This is a genomic window from Lederbergia citrea, from assembly GCF_018343525.1.
Lineage (GTDB): Bacteria > Bacillota > Bacilli > Bacillales > Bacillaceae_C > Lederbergia > Lederbergia citrea.
In genome coordinates, this window is record NZ_JAGYPH010000007.1 from 43449 (window position 1) to 58113 (window position 14665).

Below are 14665 nucleotides of genomic sequence, written 5' to 3' on the forward strand. Positions count from 1 at the left end.
AGTATAAAAACGTATACTCCCGGCGAGGATGATAGCAATAAGACAGTTCTCCTTATAGTAATGGATAGGGCTGTTGCCATAATGGAGGGGAGTTTCATGAAAAAAGGTACTTTGAAACAAATATTATTAATTACAGATGGCTGTTCAAACAAAGGTGAAGATCCCGTAGCAATGGCTGCACTTGCGAAAGAAAGCGGGATAACTGTCAATGTAATCGGTGTGATGGAGAATGATGCTATTGATGAAAAAGGGTTACGTGAGATAGAAGGAATGGCTGCTTCAGGAGGGGGGATCAGCCAAGTCGTTTTTGCGGAAGCATTGTCCCAAACTGTACAAATGGTTACGCGTAAAGCGATGACACAAACATTGCAGGGAGTTGTAAATAGGGAACTAAGACAAATATTGGGGAGTGAAACGACGATAGAGGAGCTTTCTCCCGAGACACGCGGTGAAGTGATGGAGGTAGTAGATGAACTTGGGGAGACAGCCGACGTAGAAGTGCTTGTTTTAATCGATACAAGTGCGAGTATGAAGTCCAAACTTCCAACTGTGAAGGAGGCTTTGCTCGATCTGTCATTAAGTTTGAATGCGCGGATGGGAAATAACCGCTTTGCCGTCTTAATATTCCCAGGGAAAAAGAAAGAAGTTGAAAAACTTCTCGATTGGACACCAAATTTGCAGTTATTGACAAGTGTTTTTCCAAAGCTGGCCATCGGAGGTATCACACCAACTGGCCCAGCACTTCGTGAGGCTATGACTTATTTTAAGAAAAAGCGCTCTTTGAGGGAGCTGCTATCAAAAGATGATGAACAATTTTTTGAAGAGTCAATGTAAATATCCTTCTGGAACCATTGTAAAAGGCAAATGGCATAAACATCGTTATCAACTTGTGAACGAACTTGGAGCTGGGGCAAATGGGGTTGTGTATCTAGCAAAAGGAATTAATGGATATACAGCGTTGAAAATGAGTACGGATAGTCTCTCTATCACATCAGAGGTAAATGTCCTGAAAGCATTTGCGAAGGTCCAGGGATCTGCCCTCGGACCTTCTTTGTATGATGTAGATGATTGGGAGGGAAATTCCGGTATGGTTCATTTTTACGCAATGGAATATATTCAAGGGCCTGATTTGCTTTCCTTCGTTCGGGAAAAAGGCTACTCATGGGCGGGGGTTATGATTGTTCAACTACTTGATGTGTTAGAGGAGCTACATGCACAAGGTTGGATCTTTGGCGATCTAAAACCCGAAAATTTAATTGTCTCGGGTCCTACTCCCGCGATTCGCTGCATAGATGTTGGGGGAACAACAATGAACGGACGCGCCATTAAAGAATTTACCGAGTTTTTTGACCGCGGTTATTGGAGCCTTGGATCAAGAAAAGCAGAACCGACTTACGATCTTTTTTCCACTGCAATGCTCATGATCAATCTTTTTTATCCGCAGCGATTTACAAAAAAAGATGCTGGAATCTCTCCTTTAAAGCAATTGATGGAAAAGGTTCGTTTAAATAAAGAATTAAATAAATTTGAACCAGTAATGTATAAAGCGCTTTTGGGCGAATATAAATTCGCACGGGAGATGAAAAAAGACATGTTGGTAATTTTAGCCGAAGGGGGGCGCTATAAAAAACTAAACCATAAGCAAAAAAAGAATCATACTTTCCTCGAAAGCGCATCAATCGTTCTAATTACCGGTATTTTATATGCACTCTACCTATATGGACACATCTTTTAGGGAAAAATGGTACCATATGATAAAGGCTCTATGCGTTATTTATGCCACCAAGGAAGGGTTTTATCATGTTGGATTTTGAAAAGAAAACTGAGGCGTTTATTGAGAAGCATTCACTCATAAAAGCGGGTGATTATATAGTAGCGGCCGTATCAGGCGGACCAGATTCATTGGCAATGCTCGATTTTTTAAATAATAGGGTAGAGAAATATGGTATAAGGGTGGCGGCCGCTCACGTGGACCATATGTTAAGAGGAGAAGAGTCGCTACAAGATCTATATTTTGTAAAAAATTATTGTGAGAGCAAAGATATAGAGTTTAGGGCCATTTCTATTGATATTCGAAAAAAAATGGAGCTGGACGAGACTGGCATGCAGGAGACTGCAAGAAAATATCGTTATCAATTTTTTGAAAAAGTAATGCTTGACCTTCATGCGGACAAGCTGGCGGTTGGTCAGCATGGCGATGATCAGTTGGAGACGATACTGATGCGATTAGTTAGAGGGAGTCATGGTAAATCGAGAGCGGGCATCCAGATGAAAAGACCATTTGCAAAGGGTGAGTTAATTCGCCCGCTACTCGGCGTCACGAAAGCGGAAATAGAAGAATACTGTGCTACTCATAAACTAAATCCCCGTCGTGATGTCAGTAATGAAAAGCCATTGTATACAAGAAATCGTTTTAGACTTGAAATTCTTCCATTCCTGAAAAGTGAAAATGAGCATGTCCATGAACAATTTCAACGGTTCAGCGAGGATTTAACTGAAGACGAACAGTTATTGGAACAGATGGCTAAAAAGGAATATAACGCAATGTGTCAAGAGTTGGGCAAGGATGAAATCACGCTCAACATTCCTTCTTTTTATAGAGTGCCTTTGCCTTTACAAAGAAGGGTGATTCAACTAATATTAAACTATCTTTACCAGCAAAAGGCGGCTGACTTGACAGCGCTGCATATAGATTTGCTTCAAAAGTTGCTGAAAAGTGAAAATCCGTCAGGGAAATTGGACTTTCCTTCTGGTTTGAAGGTAATCCGATCATATGATGTATGTCATTTTACGTTTGATAAGCCGGGCCAAGTTTCAAGCTTCTGTTACAAACTATATGAGGGCGAAGAAGTATCTCTGCCGGATGGTAAAATCATTCGGGTGGAAAAAGGTCAGGGGCTTTCGAAAGAAAAAAAAGAGAATATCATTGTATTAAATCCGAGTGAAGTACAATTCCCAATCATCGTTCGGACAAGATTACCCGGTGACCGAATGAAGTTAAAGGGAATGAATGGATCAAAAAAGGTAAAAGACATCTTTATTGACATGAAAATACCTTTACATGATAGGTTGGTTTGGCCGATTGTTACAGACAATACTGGCAAACTCCTCTGGATCCCCGGATTGAAAAAATCAAGCTATGACACTTCTCCTGATAATGAACACCATTTTTACAGCATACACTGCAGCAACCAAACATTTTCTGGGGGGCAACCAAACCAATGAAACAAGATATTGAAAAAATATTAATAAGCGAAGAAGAAATCAATGCAAAAATTCTTGAGATTGCAGGGCAGCTTACAGAAGAATACGATGGCCGCTTTCCGCTCGTTATAGGTGTATTAAAAGGAGCTACCCCTTTTATGGCGGATCTCTTGAAGCGTGTAGATACATATTTAGAAATGGATTTTATGGATGTCTCAAGCTATGGAAGGTCCACAGTGTCCTCCGGAGAAGTGAAAATCCTAAAGGATTTGAATACACCGGTAGAAGGAAGAGACATCTTAATTATTGAAGATATCATAGATAGTGGTTTAACCTTAAGCTACCTAGTAGAATTATTCCGCTACCGTAAAGCCAAATCAATTAAGATTGTTACCTTACTTGACAAGCCGACAGGTAGAAAAGCGGATATTCAAGCAGATTATGTTGGCTTTATCGTCCCAGATGCATTTGTAGTGGGATATGGTCTTGATTACGCTGAAAAATACCGCAATCTCCCGTATATTGGGATTTTAAAGCCTGAAGTATATGGCAAGAATGAAGAGGAATGAAATAAACATTGAAAAAGAAGTTGAAATGTTGTAAAGGCGGAAATGTCTATGATACTATTGAATATAGTTTTTTACCGTGGGAGGAGGTAAGGGATGAACCGGATTTTTAGAAATACAATCTTTTATTTACTCATTTTTCTCGTACTCATTGGGATTGTAAGCTGGTTTAATAATAGCAATGAGACGACAAAAAATATAACTTACAATGAATTTGTCACACATTTGGAAAATGGTGATATTGATAAGTACGCAATGCAGCCTGAAAGAGGCGTCTATGAGATTAGAGGTACGTTGAAAGGCGCTAAAGAAGGGGAGTATTTCCTTACTTACGTCATGAACAGTCCAGCGATGCTTGATCGTATTGATACGCATGCAGCGGGACTTGATGTCAAGCCGGCTAAAGAAACAAGTGGCTGGGTATCTTTCTTCACAACGATTATTCCATTTATCATCATCTTTATTTTATTCTTCTTCCTGTTGAATCAAGCGCAGGGTGGAGGAAGCCGAGTGATGAACTTCGGTAAGAGTAAGGCGAAACTCTACTCAGAAGAAAAGAAGAAAGTTCGCTTTAAGGATGTTGCCGGAGCGGATGAAGAGAAACAGGAACTTGTTGAAGTGGTGGAATTCCTGAAAGACCCGCGGAAATTCTCTGAAATCGGTGCCCGAATTCCTAAAGGTGTCCTCTTAGTTGGACCACCTGGTACTGGTAAAACATTGTTGGCTCGAGCGGTTGCTGGAGAATCTGGCGTGCCATTTTTCTCTATTAGTGGTTCGGACTTCGTAGAAATGTTTGTTGGTGTTGGTGCGTCACGTGTACGTGATCTATTTGAAAATGCTAAGAAGAATGCGCCATGTATCATCTTTATTGATGAAATTGATGCTGTTGGTCGCCAGCGTGGAGCAGGACTCGGTGGTGGGCACGATGAACGTGAACAAACCTTGAACCAATTGCTTGTTGAAATGGATGGGTTTGGCGCAAATGAAGGGATCATCATTGTAGCGGCAACAAACCGTCCGGACGTTCTTGACCCTGCATTACTGCGTCCAGGTCGTTTTGACAGACAAATCACAGTTGATCGTCCTGATATTAAGGGACGCGAAGCGGTGTTGCACGTACATGCTCGAAATAAACCATTAGATGAATCTGTTGATTTAAAAGCAATTGCTGCGAGAACTCCTGGCTTCTCGGGTGCAGATTTAGAAAACTTATTGAACGAAGCTGCATTAGTTGCTGCTCGTCATGATAAAAAGAAAATTGATATGGACGATGTTGATGAAGCAACAGATCGTGTAATTGTAGGTACTGCTAAACGTAGTCGCGTCATTTCTCAAAAGGAACGAAATATTGTTGCTTACCATGAGGGTGGCCATACAATCATCGGCTTAGTGTTAGATGAAGCAGATGTGGTTCATAAAGTAACGATTGTTCCGCGTGGGCAAGCTGGCGGATATGCTGTTATGCTGCCAAGAGAGGACCGCTACTTCATGACTAAACCAGAACTATTGGATAAAATTACTGGTCTTCTTGGAGGTCGTGTTGCAGAGGAAATTATCTTCGGCGAAGTATCGACAGGTGCCCATAATGACTTCCAACGGGCAACGGCAATTGCGCGTAAGATGGTAATGGAATATGGTATGAGTGATAAGCTCGGTCCATTGCAGTTTGGCCAACCACAAGGAGGCCAAGTGTTTCTCGGCCGTGACTTGCATAATGAACAAAATTACTCCGATGCGATTGCTTATGAAATCGACATAGAGATTCAGCGTATTATTAAAGACTGTTATGATCGTGCTAAAACAATACTCACTGAAAACCGTGATAAGCTTGAAATCATTGCTCAAACACTTCTTAAAGTGGAAACACTTGATGCAGATCAAATTACGAGCTTATACGAAACCGGGAAATTGCCGGATCGAACAGTTCCAACTAAAGATAATGACGAACCTAAGGTGACGATTCAACCTAAGGAATCAGACTTATCCATTAAGGAAGAACGAGTGGATCCGCCTGTAGGCCCACCTGAAAAAATGGGACCGTCTAAACAGTCCGATGAAGATAATCCCAAAAAAGATTAAACTTAATGAAGACACCGCTCATGCGGTGTCTTCAGTCTTTTTGTTTTTATATTGGATAGACCAGGTTTTCCGAAGCTTACCACTCGCTTTCCGCGGGGCGAGCGCCGAGCCGCTTCGTCGCTACGCTCCTGCAGGGTCTCGGCTGTCTCGCAGATCCCGCAGGAGTCGAGCGGACGCTTCTCCAAACCAATAAAGTTCTATATTTTACTTTTCTATATACCCATTTATTTTTATAGTGGAAAGTAAGGCTAACCTTGAGGTGATGGAATGATGACAATAAACCAATACGGCTTATCGTTGCCAGTTACGGGAATTGAAGAATGCAAGTGAACAGGCTCTCCTTACTGCAGACTGTCAAAATATAAAAAGATTGCAACACACATAGCAGGTTAGAAAAAGTGTGATGTAAAACCTTATGTTGATACGCATCCCTGTTGATTGGAGCGGAGGGTACTCGACTCCTGCGGGATCGAGAGGTTACGGGAGACCCCGCAGGCGCCAAAGCGCCGAGGAGGCTCCCGGACCTCCCCGCGGAAAGCGAGTGCCCGGAGCGGAAATCAACAGGCCGGTTAGCCGGGACCATCGATTAATAAAAAATTGCCGAGAAATATACCTTTTATCGACAATCTGAAGACACCAATTATGCGGTGTCTTTTCTTATATGTAAGCAATATGTTTATTTGCCACATAATAAAGTGATTATGGTATGATATTTGAAGTGAAAAAAGTCTCTTTTAAAAGTGGTGAGAATATTGATTTTTGTACTGGATGTTGGCAATACAAATATCGTTCTCGGTGTATATCATCGTGAAGAGTTGAAATATCATTGGCGAATCGAAACGAGCCGTCATAAAACGGAAGATGAATTTGGGATGGCTATTAAGTCCTTATTCGATCATGTGGGACTTCGATTTAAAGACATTAACGGCATTATTATTTCTTCTGTTGTTCCTCCAATCATGTTTACCTTGGAAAAAATGTGCCATAAATATTTCGGAGAAAAGCCGCTAGTTGTTGGTCCGGGTATTAAAACGGGCTTAAATATAAAATATGAAAACCCGCGCGAAGTAGGTGCAGATCGAATAGTCAATGCAGTGGCAGGTATTCACATTTATGGAAGTCCTTTGATCATTGTAGATTTTGGAACTGCAACAACATTTTGCTATATCAATGAAAAAAACGAATATATGGGCGGTGTCATTGCCCCGGGAATTGGTATTGCTACTGAAGCGCTATATTCAAAAGCGGCCAAGCTTCCTAGAATCGAGATTACCCATGTTGATGAAATTATTGGTAAAAACACCGTGGCAGCGATGCAGGCAGGCATTTTGTTTGGTTTTGTCGGACAAGTAGAGGGTATTGTAAAACGCATTATCGAACAAAGTAAACAGAAGCCTACTGTCATTGCAACTGGTGGGCTTGCAAATTTAATTGCTTCTGAAACAAAAATGATCGATATTGTAGACCAAGACTTAACATTAACAGGGCTGCAGCTCATCTATAAAAGAAATGTAAGTGAATGAAAGGTGGCTTGCAAATGAGTGACTACTTAGTAAAAGCATTGGCCTATAACAGCCAAGTGCGCGCTTATGCGGCAAAAACGACAGAAACGGTAGGAGAAGCGCAGCGTCGCCATTATACTTGGCCGACTGCCTCTGCTGCTTTGGGAAGGGCCATGACTGCAGGCGCTATGATGGGTGCTATGCAAAAAGGCGAAGAAAAACTCACAATCAAAGTAGAAGGCGGCGGGCCGCTCGGCATTATTCTTGTTGATGCTGATGCAAAAGGTAATGTGCGCGGATATGTAACAAATCCACAAACCCATTTCGACTTGAATGAGCAAGGGAAATTAGATGTCCGGAAAGCGGTTGGAACCGATGGAACATTATCCGTTGTGAAGGATGTCGGGCTCCGCGACCATTTCTCGGGACAAGTACCGATTGTTTCTGGAGAATTGGGTGAAGATTTTACCTATTATTTTGCCACATCAGAACAAACTCCTTCATCTGTCGGTGTAGGCGTACTTGTTAATCCCGATAATTCCATATTAGCTGCGGGTGGTTTTATCATTCAATTGATGCCGGGTACAGAAGATGAAGTAATCGATGTGATTGAGGAAAGATTAAAATCATCACCACCCGTATCTAAGCTGATTCATGATGGCTTAAATCCTGAAGAAATTCTTGAGCAGCTTCTTGGTGCAGAACATGTGAAGATATTAGAGAGAATGCCAGTGAATTTTCGTTGTACGTGCTCAAAAGAGCGATTTGGCAATGCGATTGTCAGCCTAGGTAAAGCAGAAATTCAGGATATGATAGAAGAAGACGGCGAAGCAAATGCTCAATGCCATTTTTGCAATGAGTCTTACCACTTTACAAAAACAGAACTAGAAGAATTAGAAGAAGCTTCCGAAAAGGAATAAAGGGAGAAGGTGGTATTTAAAAGTACCGCCTTCTTTTTTTGTTGTTTCTTAAATGTCTCTTAGGTTAATAATTATAATAGGAGTACACGCTTTCATTATTGACATCAGCCTTTTGTCATGGTAATTTGTAAATAAACCAACAAAAATACTCGGAATTAGGGGTGGAGAAAATGGCACAATTGGTAAATTCTATTGCGGAACTCGTGGGGAATACCCCGGTAGTCAAATTAAACCGAATGGTTGATGAGAACAGTGCTGAGGTGTATGTGAAGCTGGAATACATGAACCCGGGAAGCAGTGTTAAAGATCGGATCGCTTTATCAATGGTTGAAGCGGCTGAGAAAGACGGAAAACTTAAAGAAGGCGATACAATCATCGAACCGACAAGTGGCAACACAGGAATCGGACTCGCGATGATTGCGGCAGTAAAGGGATATCGTGCTATTCTCGTCATGCCAGATACGATGAGCATGGAGCGCCGTAATCTGCTAAGAGCATATGGAGCAGAATTAGTGCTCACTCCTGGTTCTGAAGGAATGAATGGCGCTATTAAGAAAGCGAATGAATTAGCGAGTGAAAACGGATATTTTATACCACAGCAGTTTGAAAACTTTGCAAATCCTGAAGTGCACCGTCTAACCACAGGTAAGGAGATCGTCGAGCAAATGGGTGAGGAGCTTGATGGTTTTGTATCGGGAATCGGAACAGGCGGTACGATCACGGGTGCAGGTCAAGTACTTAAAGAAAAATATCCAAATATAAAAATTTATGCGGTCGAGCCTGAAGATTCTCCTGTCCTTTCAGGTGGAAAACCAGGTCCTCACAAAATCCAAGGGATTGGCGCTGGGTTTGTTCCTAAAGTCTTAAACACAGACATTTATGATGAAGTAATCAAAATTACAAATGACGCTGCTTTTGAAACAGCAAGAAAGACAGCCAAAGAAGAAGGAATCCTTGGGGGAATTTCTTCCGGAGCGGCTATCGCGGCAGCTTTGAAAGTAGCAAAAGAACTAGGTAAAGGCAAAAAAGTGCTAGCAATCCTCCCAAGTAATGGAGAGAGGTATTTAAGTACGCCGCTATACCAATTTGAAGACTAATAAAAAAAGCGTAAGCGCCCGTTCAGCGACGTACAAACTTTTAGGGATTCTGACGAGATAAAGGAAACACGGTGAGCCTGAAAGGTAAATCGATGTTGACTTATCGTAGGAAGAATCCTGAAGTTTGCTAGTCGCTGGGCGCTGAAGCTAGACAGAGAAAAGCGTAAGCGCCCGTTTAACAGGCGCTTACGCTTTTTTATTTGTCCAGCTCCAGCGCCTAGCCCCTCGAGGTCAAATAACCTGATGCAATAAAAGTCAAGATCGGACTTTTCTTGCATCAGAACATTTGCTTGTCGGGGCTGACCAAGGCGCTTACGCTTTTTTATTTTCATTCTAATCGTAAAAGGTTAGACTAAAGGAATAGATTGCAACGTGGAAGGAAAGGTGTGTCCAGATGAAGAAAGTTATGAAATGTGGACCGTATGAACTGAATTTTAACGATAAAACTTTAATCATGGGAATCCTAAATGCTACACCAGATTCTTTTTCGGATGGTGGGCAATATCACTTAGGTGAAATTGCTGTAAGGCGTGCGAACCAAATGATTGAAGATGGCGCAGATATTATTGATATTGGCGGTGAATCGACAAGACCGGGGCATGAGCCGGTTTCTGCGAATGAGGAAATTGAACGAGTACTGCCTATTATCAAAGCGGTTGCTGCAGATGGAAAGGTTCCTATTTCAATTGATACATACAAAGCTGAAACTGCGAAGCGAGCGGTCGATGCCGGAGCATCCATCATAAATGATATTTGGGGTGCTAAAAAGGATCCGGAAATTGCCGCCGTAGCGGCGGATCTCAATGTTCCAATTATATTGATGCATAACCGGGATAGCGGCAACTATGATTCATTTATCCGCGACGTTCTGAATGATATATACGAAAGTATCTCCATTGCGAAAAAAGCTGGCGTGAAAGATGATCAAATTATTCTCGATCCCGGCATTGGTTTCGCAAAAGATTATGAAGAGAATATCGAGATGATGAAAAACCTAGACAAGCTTGTCGGGCTTGGCTACCCAGTTCTTCTCGCAACATCCCGAAAGCGAATGATCGGTACGGCGCTTGATTTACCAGTGGAGGAGCGCATGGAAGGAACGGGGGCTACCGTTTGCTTCGGTATTCAAAGTGGTTGCCATATAGTCCGCGTTCATGACGTCAAAGAAATGAGCCGGATGGCAGCGATGACGGATGTCTTAGTGGGAAAGGGAGATCGTAATGGATAAAATATATTTAAATGAAATGGAGTTTTACGGATATCATGGCGTATTACCTGAGGAGACGCGGCTTGGCCAGCGTTTTCGTGTAAACGTCATTGCTGAAACTGATTTTCGAGAAGCTGCGCTTGCTGATGATCTTGAACAAACCGTCAGCTATGCTGAGATTTACTCCTTGTGCAAAGAAATAGTCGAGGGACAAACATACAAACTAATCGAAGCTGTAGCGGAAAAAATATCCGCTTCCATACTTGAAAAATTTTCTAAAATTGAACGGGTCACTGTAAAAGTCATTAAGCCAGATCCACCTATACCGGGACATTATCATTCGGTAGCGGTAGAAATAGTGAGAGAAAAACATGAAGGATAATAGTGCATACTTGTCATTAGGTTCTAATATGGGAGATAGGCAGGAATGCTTGAGGCTAGCTATACAGGAGTTAGAAAAAAATCCCGATGTAAAAATAGCCGCTTTATCCTCCATTTATGAAACCGACCCAGTCGGATATACAGACCAAGCAAATTTTTTAAATATGGCCGTGAAAGTTTCAACCACATTATCGGCGTTGCAACTTCTTGAACTTTGCCTAAGAGTTGAACAAGATTTAGGGAGAATAAGGGAATTCAGATGGGGTCCCAGAATAATAGACCTTGACATTTTATTGTATAATAAAGAAAATATTGAGATGGAGACATTGCAGGTTCCTCATCCTCGGATGACAGAACGGGCATTTGTACTTATTCCATTGTTGGAAATCGACCGGAGCCTAGTGCTTCCGAAAACATATACCCCTTTGGTTGAAGTTCTGGACGAAATACCTGATAAAGAAGGAGTTCGGTTATGGAAACAGATAAATGGGGAAGACGCATCCGCGCTTTTCGAAAGTTAAAAGGATTTACACAAGAAGGACTTGCGAAAGAAATAGAAATTTCCGTTTCTGTCCTTGGTGAAATTGAAAGAGGCAGCCGACTGCCTTCAGAGCCTGTTTTGGAGAAAATATCCGAAATCCTCGGTGTTTCAATGGAAGAACTGACTCCCCAAGAAGAACAGGACGAGTAATAAAAAGAGGGAGGAGGTAATGAAGGTGTTGAAAATCGGAAATATTGAAATGAAAAACCAAGTGGTCCTCGCTCCAATGGCGGGCATTTGTAACTCCGCTTTTCGTTTAACTGTTAAAGAATTTGGCGCCGGTCTTGTTTGTGCAGAAATGATCAGCGATAAAGGCATCGTCAGTAAAAATGCAAAAACGATGAACATGCTCTATATCGACGAGCGGGAAAAGCCGCTATCATTGCAAATTTTCGGCGGTGTAAAAGAAACCCTTGTGGAAGCAGCAAGATTTGTTGATCGTAATACGAATGCTGACATTATCGATATTAATATGGGTTGCCCAGTGAATAAAATTATCAAATGTGAAGCGGGCGCTAGATGGCTGCTTGAACCGAATAAGATTTATGATATGGTCTCAAGTGTTGTGGAAGCGGTTGACAAGCCTGTAACGGTAAAGATGCGCATTGGCTGGGATGAGGAGCATATTTTTGCAGTGGAAAATGCACAAGCGGTTGAGAGAGCTGGTGGTGCTGCAGTTTCTATGCATGGCCGCACGCGCGTCCAAATGTATGAAGGTGACGCGAACTGGGATATTTTACGTCAAGTAAAGCAGTCCATTAATATTCCTCTAATCGGTAACGGAGATGTTAAAACACCGCAGGGTGCAAAAAGAATGCTAGAGGAAACAGGTGTGGATGGTGTCATGATCGGACGCGCGGCTCTTGGAAATCCGTGGATGATTTATCAAACTGTTAAATACCTAGAAACAGGAAAATTAATAGATGAACCTTCAGTTCTAGAGAAGATGGATGTATGTAAACTTCACCTCGATCGTTTGATTGCTTTAAAAGGGGAAAATGTAGCAGTGCGTGAAATGCGAAAGCATGTTGCTTGGTATTTAAAAGGTATTCATGGAACTGGGAAAATTAGAAATGCCATTAATGAATGTCATACTAGAGCCGAGCTTGTAGCGATACTTGATTTTATCGTCGAAAATGCAGAAGTAAAAGAAATGCAAGCTGGATAACCATGCTGATTGACTGCCAGTTACTGCTGGCAGTTGTTTTTTTAGTTATAATGATGTGTGCATGGCTATAATTGTGTACAATAATAAAGGATATAATCGTGGTTTCGGCTTACTAATAGATAGGAGTGGTATATATGAGTCATGAAGAATTAAATGATCAACTACGGGTTCGTCGCGATAAAATGGCTTCATTACGTGAGAGTGGCCTTGATCCATTTGGAAAAAGATTCGAACGTACGCATAATACAAAAGAAATTAAAGAGCAATATGATGGTCTTTCAAAAGAAGAGTTAGAAGAAAAGGCGATTACAGTAACTATCGCTGGTCGTTTAATGACCAAACGAGGAAAAGGAAAAGCGGGTTTTGCCCATATTCAGGACCTTCCAGGACAAATACAAATTTATGTACGCCAAGACGCGGTTGGAGAAGAACAGTACAACCTATTTACAACTGCTGACCTAGGCGACCTTATCGGCGTCAAGGGAACTGTATTTAAAACAAAAGTCGGTGAGCTGTCAATCAAGGCGACTGAATTTACGCACTTAACGAAAGCTCTCCGTCCGCTTCCGGAAAAATTTCATGGCCTTAAAGATGTTGAACAGCGTTATCGCCAGCGCTACCTTGACCTAATCACTAATCAAGGAAGCAAGGAGACGTTTATCGCTCGCAGTTTAATAATTCAAGCGATGAGGCGCTATCTTGACCAACAAGGATTTTTAGAAGTGGAAACACCAATGCTACATTCCATTGCGGGTGGAGCGGCTGCTCGTCCTTTCGAAACGCACCATAACGCCTTGGATATGCCGTTCTTTATGAGGATCGCAATCGAATTGCATCTGAAGCGCTTAATTGTTGGTGGATTAGAAAAGGTATATGAAATTGGTCGTGTATTCCGTAATGAAGGTGTATCGACAAGACATAATCCTGAGTTTACAATGATCGAACTCTATGAAGCATATGCTGACTACAATGATATTATGGAACTAACAGAAAACCTCGTAGCGCATATTGCGAAAGAAGTTCTTGGCTCTACAACCGTTCAATACGGCGAATATGAGGTGAATCTTGAGCCGAAGTGGCGTCGCCTCCATATGGTTGATGCGGTAAAAGAATTTACTGGCGTTGATTTCTGGGGAGAAGTAACAGACGAAGAGGCAAGGCAACTTGCGAAAGAACATGGTATTGATATTACCGAGCATATGACTTACGGACATATCGTTAACGAATTCTTCGAACAAAAAGTTGAAGAGAAGTTGATTCAGCCTACATTTATTTACGGGCACCCAGTGGAAATTTCTCCACTTGCCAAAAAGAATGAAGAAGATCCTAGGTTTACTGACCGGTTTGAGTTATTTATCGTGGCGCGTGAACACGCGAATGCTTTTACAGAATTAAATGATCCGATTGACCAGCGCGAACGTTTTGAGAGCCAATTAAAAGAACGTGAGCAAGGAAATGATGAAGCTCATGAAATGGATGAAGACTTCATCGAGGCTCTTGAATACGGAATGCCACCAACAGGCGGCTTAGGCATCGGCATTGATCGTTTAGTTATGTTACTGACTAACTCTCCTTCTATTAGAGATGTGCTGTTATTCCCGTTAATGAGAAATCGTGACTAAGCCTACATTTGCCCCTGCTTTTTGCAGGGGCTTTTAAAATAAATAAAATAACTTATAAAAAAGTGTTGCAACAATAAAAAATAGATGTTATATTATTATTCGTGCCTCGAACAGACGCACACTAGCAAAAAAAATAATTTAAAAAGTGGTTGACATCACTTTTAGAAAATGTTATATTAGTAAGGTCGCTGTGAAAAACAGTCAACGAAAATTTGATCTTTGAAAACTGAACGAAACGAAACGTCAAAAGCAATTTAGTAAGACCAGCAAATGAGCTAACAAACTACTTTTATGAGAGTTTGATCCTGGCTCAGGACGAACGCTGGCGGCGTGCCTAATACATGCAAGTCGAGCGGATCTTTGGGAGCTTGCTCCCAA

14 protein-coding genes and 1 rRNA gene are annotated in these 14665 nt (G+C 41.7%); all 15 read left to right on the forward strand.

The genetic code is table 11. The features are described from left to right. The first annotated feature begins 3 nt into the window (after nucleotides 1-3). The gene (locus KHA88_RS20610; RefSeq protein ID WP_346729020.1) at nucleotides 4-834 is read left to right on the forward strand and encodes a vWA domain-containing protein; all 831 of its coding nucleotides are present in this window, start codon (nucleotides 4-6) and stop codon (nucleotides 832-834) included. Continuing rightward, the gene (locus KHA88_RS20615; RefSeq protein WP_213122757.1) at nucleotides 803-1735 is read left to right on the forward strand and encodes a protein kinase domain-containing protein; all 933 of its coding nucleotides are present in this window, start codon (nucleotides 803-805) and stop codon (nucleotides 1733-1735) included. The genes KHA88_RS20610 and KHA88_RS20615 overlap by 32 nt, the downstream gene beginning before the upstream one ends. Before the next feature lie 65 nt (nucleotides 1736-1800). Further along, nucleotides 1801-3225, forward strand: a complete 1425-nt coding sequence (gene tilS / locus KHA88_RS20620) for a tRNA lysidine(34) synthetase TilS (protein WP_213122758.1) — start codon at nucleotides 1801-1803, stop codon at nucleotides 3223-3225. Next, on the forward strand, nucleotides 3222-3773 hold the full coding sequence (gene hpt, locus KHA88_RS20625; RefSeq protein ID WP_213100113.1) for a hypoxanthine phosphoribosyltransferase: 552 nt from the start codon (nucleotides 3222-3224) through the stop codon (nucleotides 3771-3773). Before tilS ends, hpt begins: the two co-directional genes overlap by 4 nt. A 93-nt stretch (nucleotides 3774-3866) precedes the next feature. Then, on the forward strand, nucleotides 3867-5849 hold the full coding sequence (ftsH, locus tag KHA88_RS20630; RefSeq protein ID WP_213100114.1) for an ATP-dependent zinc metalloprotease FtsH: 1983 nt from the start codon (nucleotides 3867-3869) through the stop codon (nucleotides 5847-5849). 752 nt (nucleotides 5850-6601) lie between these two features. Then, complete coding sequence (locus KHA88_RS20635) at nucleotides 6602-7372, forward strand: type III pantothenate kinase (RefSeq protein WP_213100126.1); 771 nt, start codon at nucleotides 6602-6604, stop codon at nucleotides 7370-7372. A gap of 14 nt (nucleotides 7373-7386) precedes the next feature. Further along, nucleotides 7387-8271, forward strand: a complete 885-nt coding sequence (gene hslO, locus KHA88_RS20640; protein WP_213122759.1) for an Hsp33 family molecular chaperone HslO — start codon at nucleotides 7387-7389, stop codon at nucleotides 8269-8271. Nucleotides 8272-8441: 170 nt separating this feature from the next. Next, a complete protein-coding gene (gene cysK / locus KHA88_RS20645; RefSeq protein ID WP_213100116.1) occupies nucleotides 8442-9368 on the forward strand; it encodes a cysteine synthase A in 927 nt (308 codons plus the stop codon). Between the two features lie 406 nt (nucleotides 9369-9774). Next, nucleotides 9775-10596, forward strand: a complete 822-nt coding sequence (gene folP, locus KHA88_RS20650; RefSeq protein WP_213108814.1) for a dihydropteroate synthase — start codon at nucleotides 9775-9777, stop codon at nucleotides 10594-10596. Next, entirely contained in the window at nucleotides 10589-10957 is a 369-nt protein-coding gene (gene folB / locus KHA88_RS20655; protein WP_213108795.1) for a dihydroneopterin aldolase, read from the forward strand. Before folP ends, folB begins: the two co-directional genes overlap by 8 nt. After that, a complete protein-coding gene (gene folK, locus KHA88_RS20660; RefSeq protein ID WP_213100118.1) occupies nucleotides 10947-11477 on the forward strand; it encodes a 2-amino-4-hydroxy-6-hydroxymethyldihydropteridine diphosphokinase in 531 nt (176 codons plus the stop codon). The genes folB and folK overlap by 11 nt, the downstream gene beginning before the upstream one ends. Next, on the forward strand, nucleotides 11429-11647 hold the full coding sequence (locus tag KHA88_RS20665) for a helix-turn-helix domain-containing protein (RefSeq protein ID WP_213100119.1): 219 nt from the start codon (nucleotides 11429-11431) through the stop codon (nucleotides 11645-11647). The genes folK and KHA88_RS20665 overlap by 49 nt, the downstream gene beginning before the upstream one ends. A gap of 25 nt (nucleotides 11648-11672) precedes the next feature. Further along, nucleotides 11673-12665 carry a tRNA dihydrouridine synthase DusB gene (dusB, locus tag KHA88_RS20670; protein WP_213122761.1) on the forward strand — a complete coding sequence of 331 codons (993 nt, stop codon included), beginning with the start codon at nucleotides 11673-11675 and terminating at the stop codon, nucleotides 12663-12665. Nucleotides 12666-12799: 134 nt separating this feature from the next. After that, nucleotides 12800-14287, forward strand: a complete 1488-nt coding sequence (lysS, locus tag KHA88_RS20675; protein ID WP_213100120.1) for a lysine--tRNA ligase — start codon at nucleotides 12800-12802, stop codon at nucleotides 14285-14287. A gap of 287 nt (nucleotides 14288-14574) precedes the next feature. Then, a 16S ribosomal RNA gene (locus tag KHA88_RS20680) occupies nucleotides 14575-14665 on the forward strand; the annotation flags it as partial.

What these genes read in the sequence shown, in the direction of transcription:
- hslO (WP_213122759.1), top strand. Translation starts at nt 7,387, where the DNA reads ATGAGTGACTACTTAGTAAAAGCATTGGCCTATAACAGCCAAGTGCGC.
- ftsH (WP_213100114.1), top strand. Translation starts at nt 3,867, where the DNA reads ATGAACCGGATTTTTAGAAATACAATCTTTTATTTACTCATTTTTCTC.
- tilS (WP_213122758.1), top strand. Translation starts at nt 1,801, where the DNA reads ATGTTGGATTTTGAAAAGAAAACTGAGGCGTTTATTGAGAAGCATTCA.
- folP (WP_213108814.1), top strand. Translation starts at nt 9,775, where the DNA reads ATGAAATGTGGACCGTATGAACTGAATTTTAACGATAAAACTTTAATC.
- hpt (WP_213100113.1), top strand. Translation starts at nt 3,222, where the DNA reads ATGAAACAAGATATTGAAAAAATATTAATAAGCGAAGAAGAAATCAAT.
- folB (WP_213108795.1), top strand. Translation starts at nt 10,589, where the DNA reads ATGGATAAAATATATTTAAATGAAATGGAGTTTTACGGATATCATGGC.
- lysS (WP_213100120.1), top strand. Translation starts at nt 12,800, where the DNA reads ATGAGTCATGAAGAATTAAATGATCAACTACGGGTTCGTCGCGATAAA.
- folK (WP_213100118.1), top strand. Translation starts at nt 10,947, where the DNA reads ATGAAGGATAATAGTGCATACTTGTCATTAGGTTCTAATATGGGAGAT.
- KHA88_RS20615 (WP_213122757.1), top strand. Translation starts at nt 803, where the DNA reads ATGATGAACAATTTTTTGAAGAGTCAATGTAAATATCCTTCTGGAACC.
- cysK (WP_213100116.1), top strand. Translation starts at nt 8,442, where the DNA reads ATGGCACAATTGGTAAATTCTATTGCGGAACTCGTGGGGAATACCCCG.
- KHA88_RS20665 (WP_213100119.1), top strand. Translation starts at nt 11,429, where the DNA reads ATGGAAACAGATAAATGGGGAAGACGCATCCGCGCTTTTCGAAAGTTA.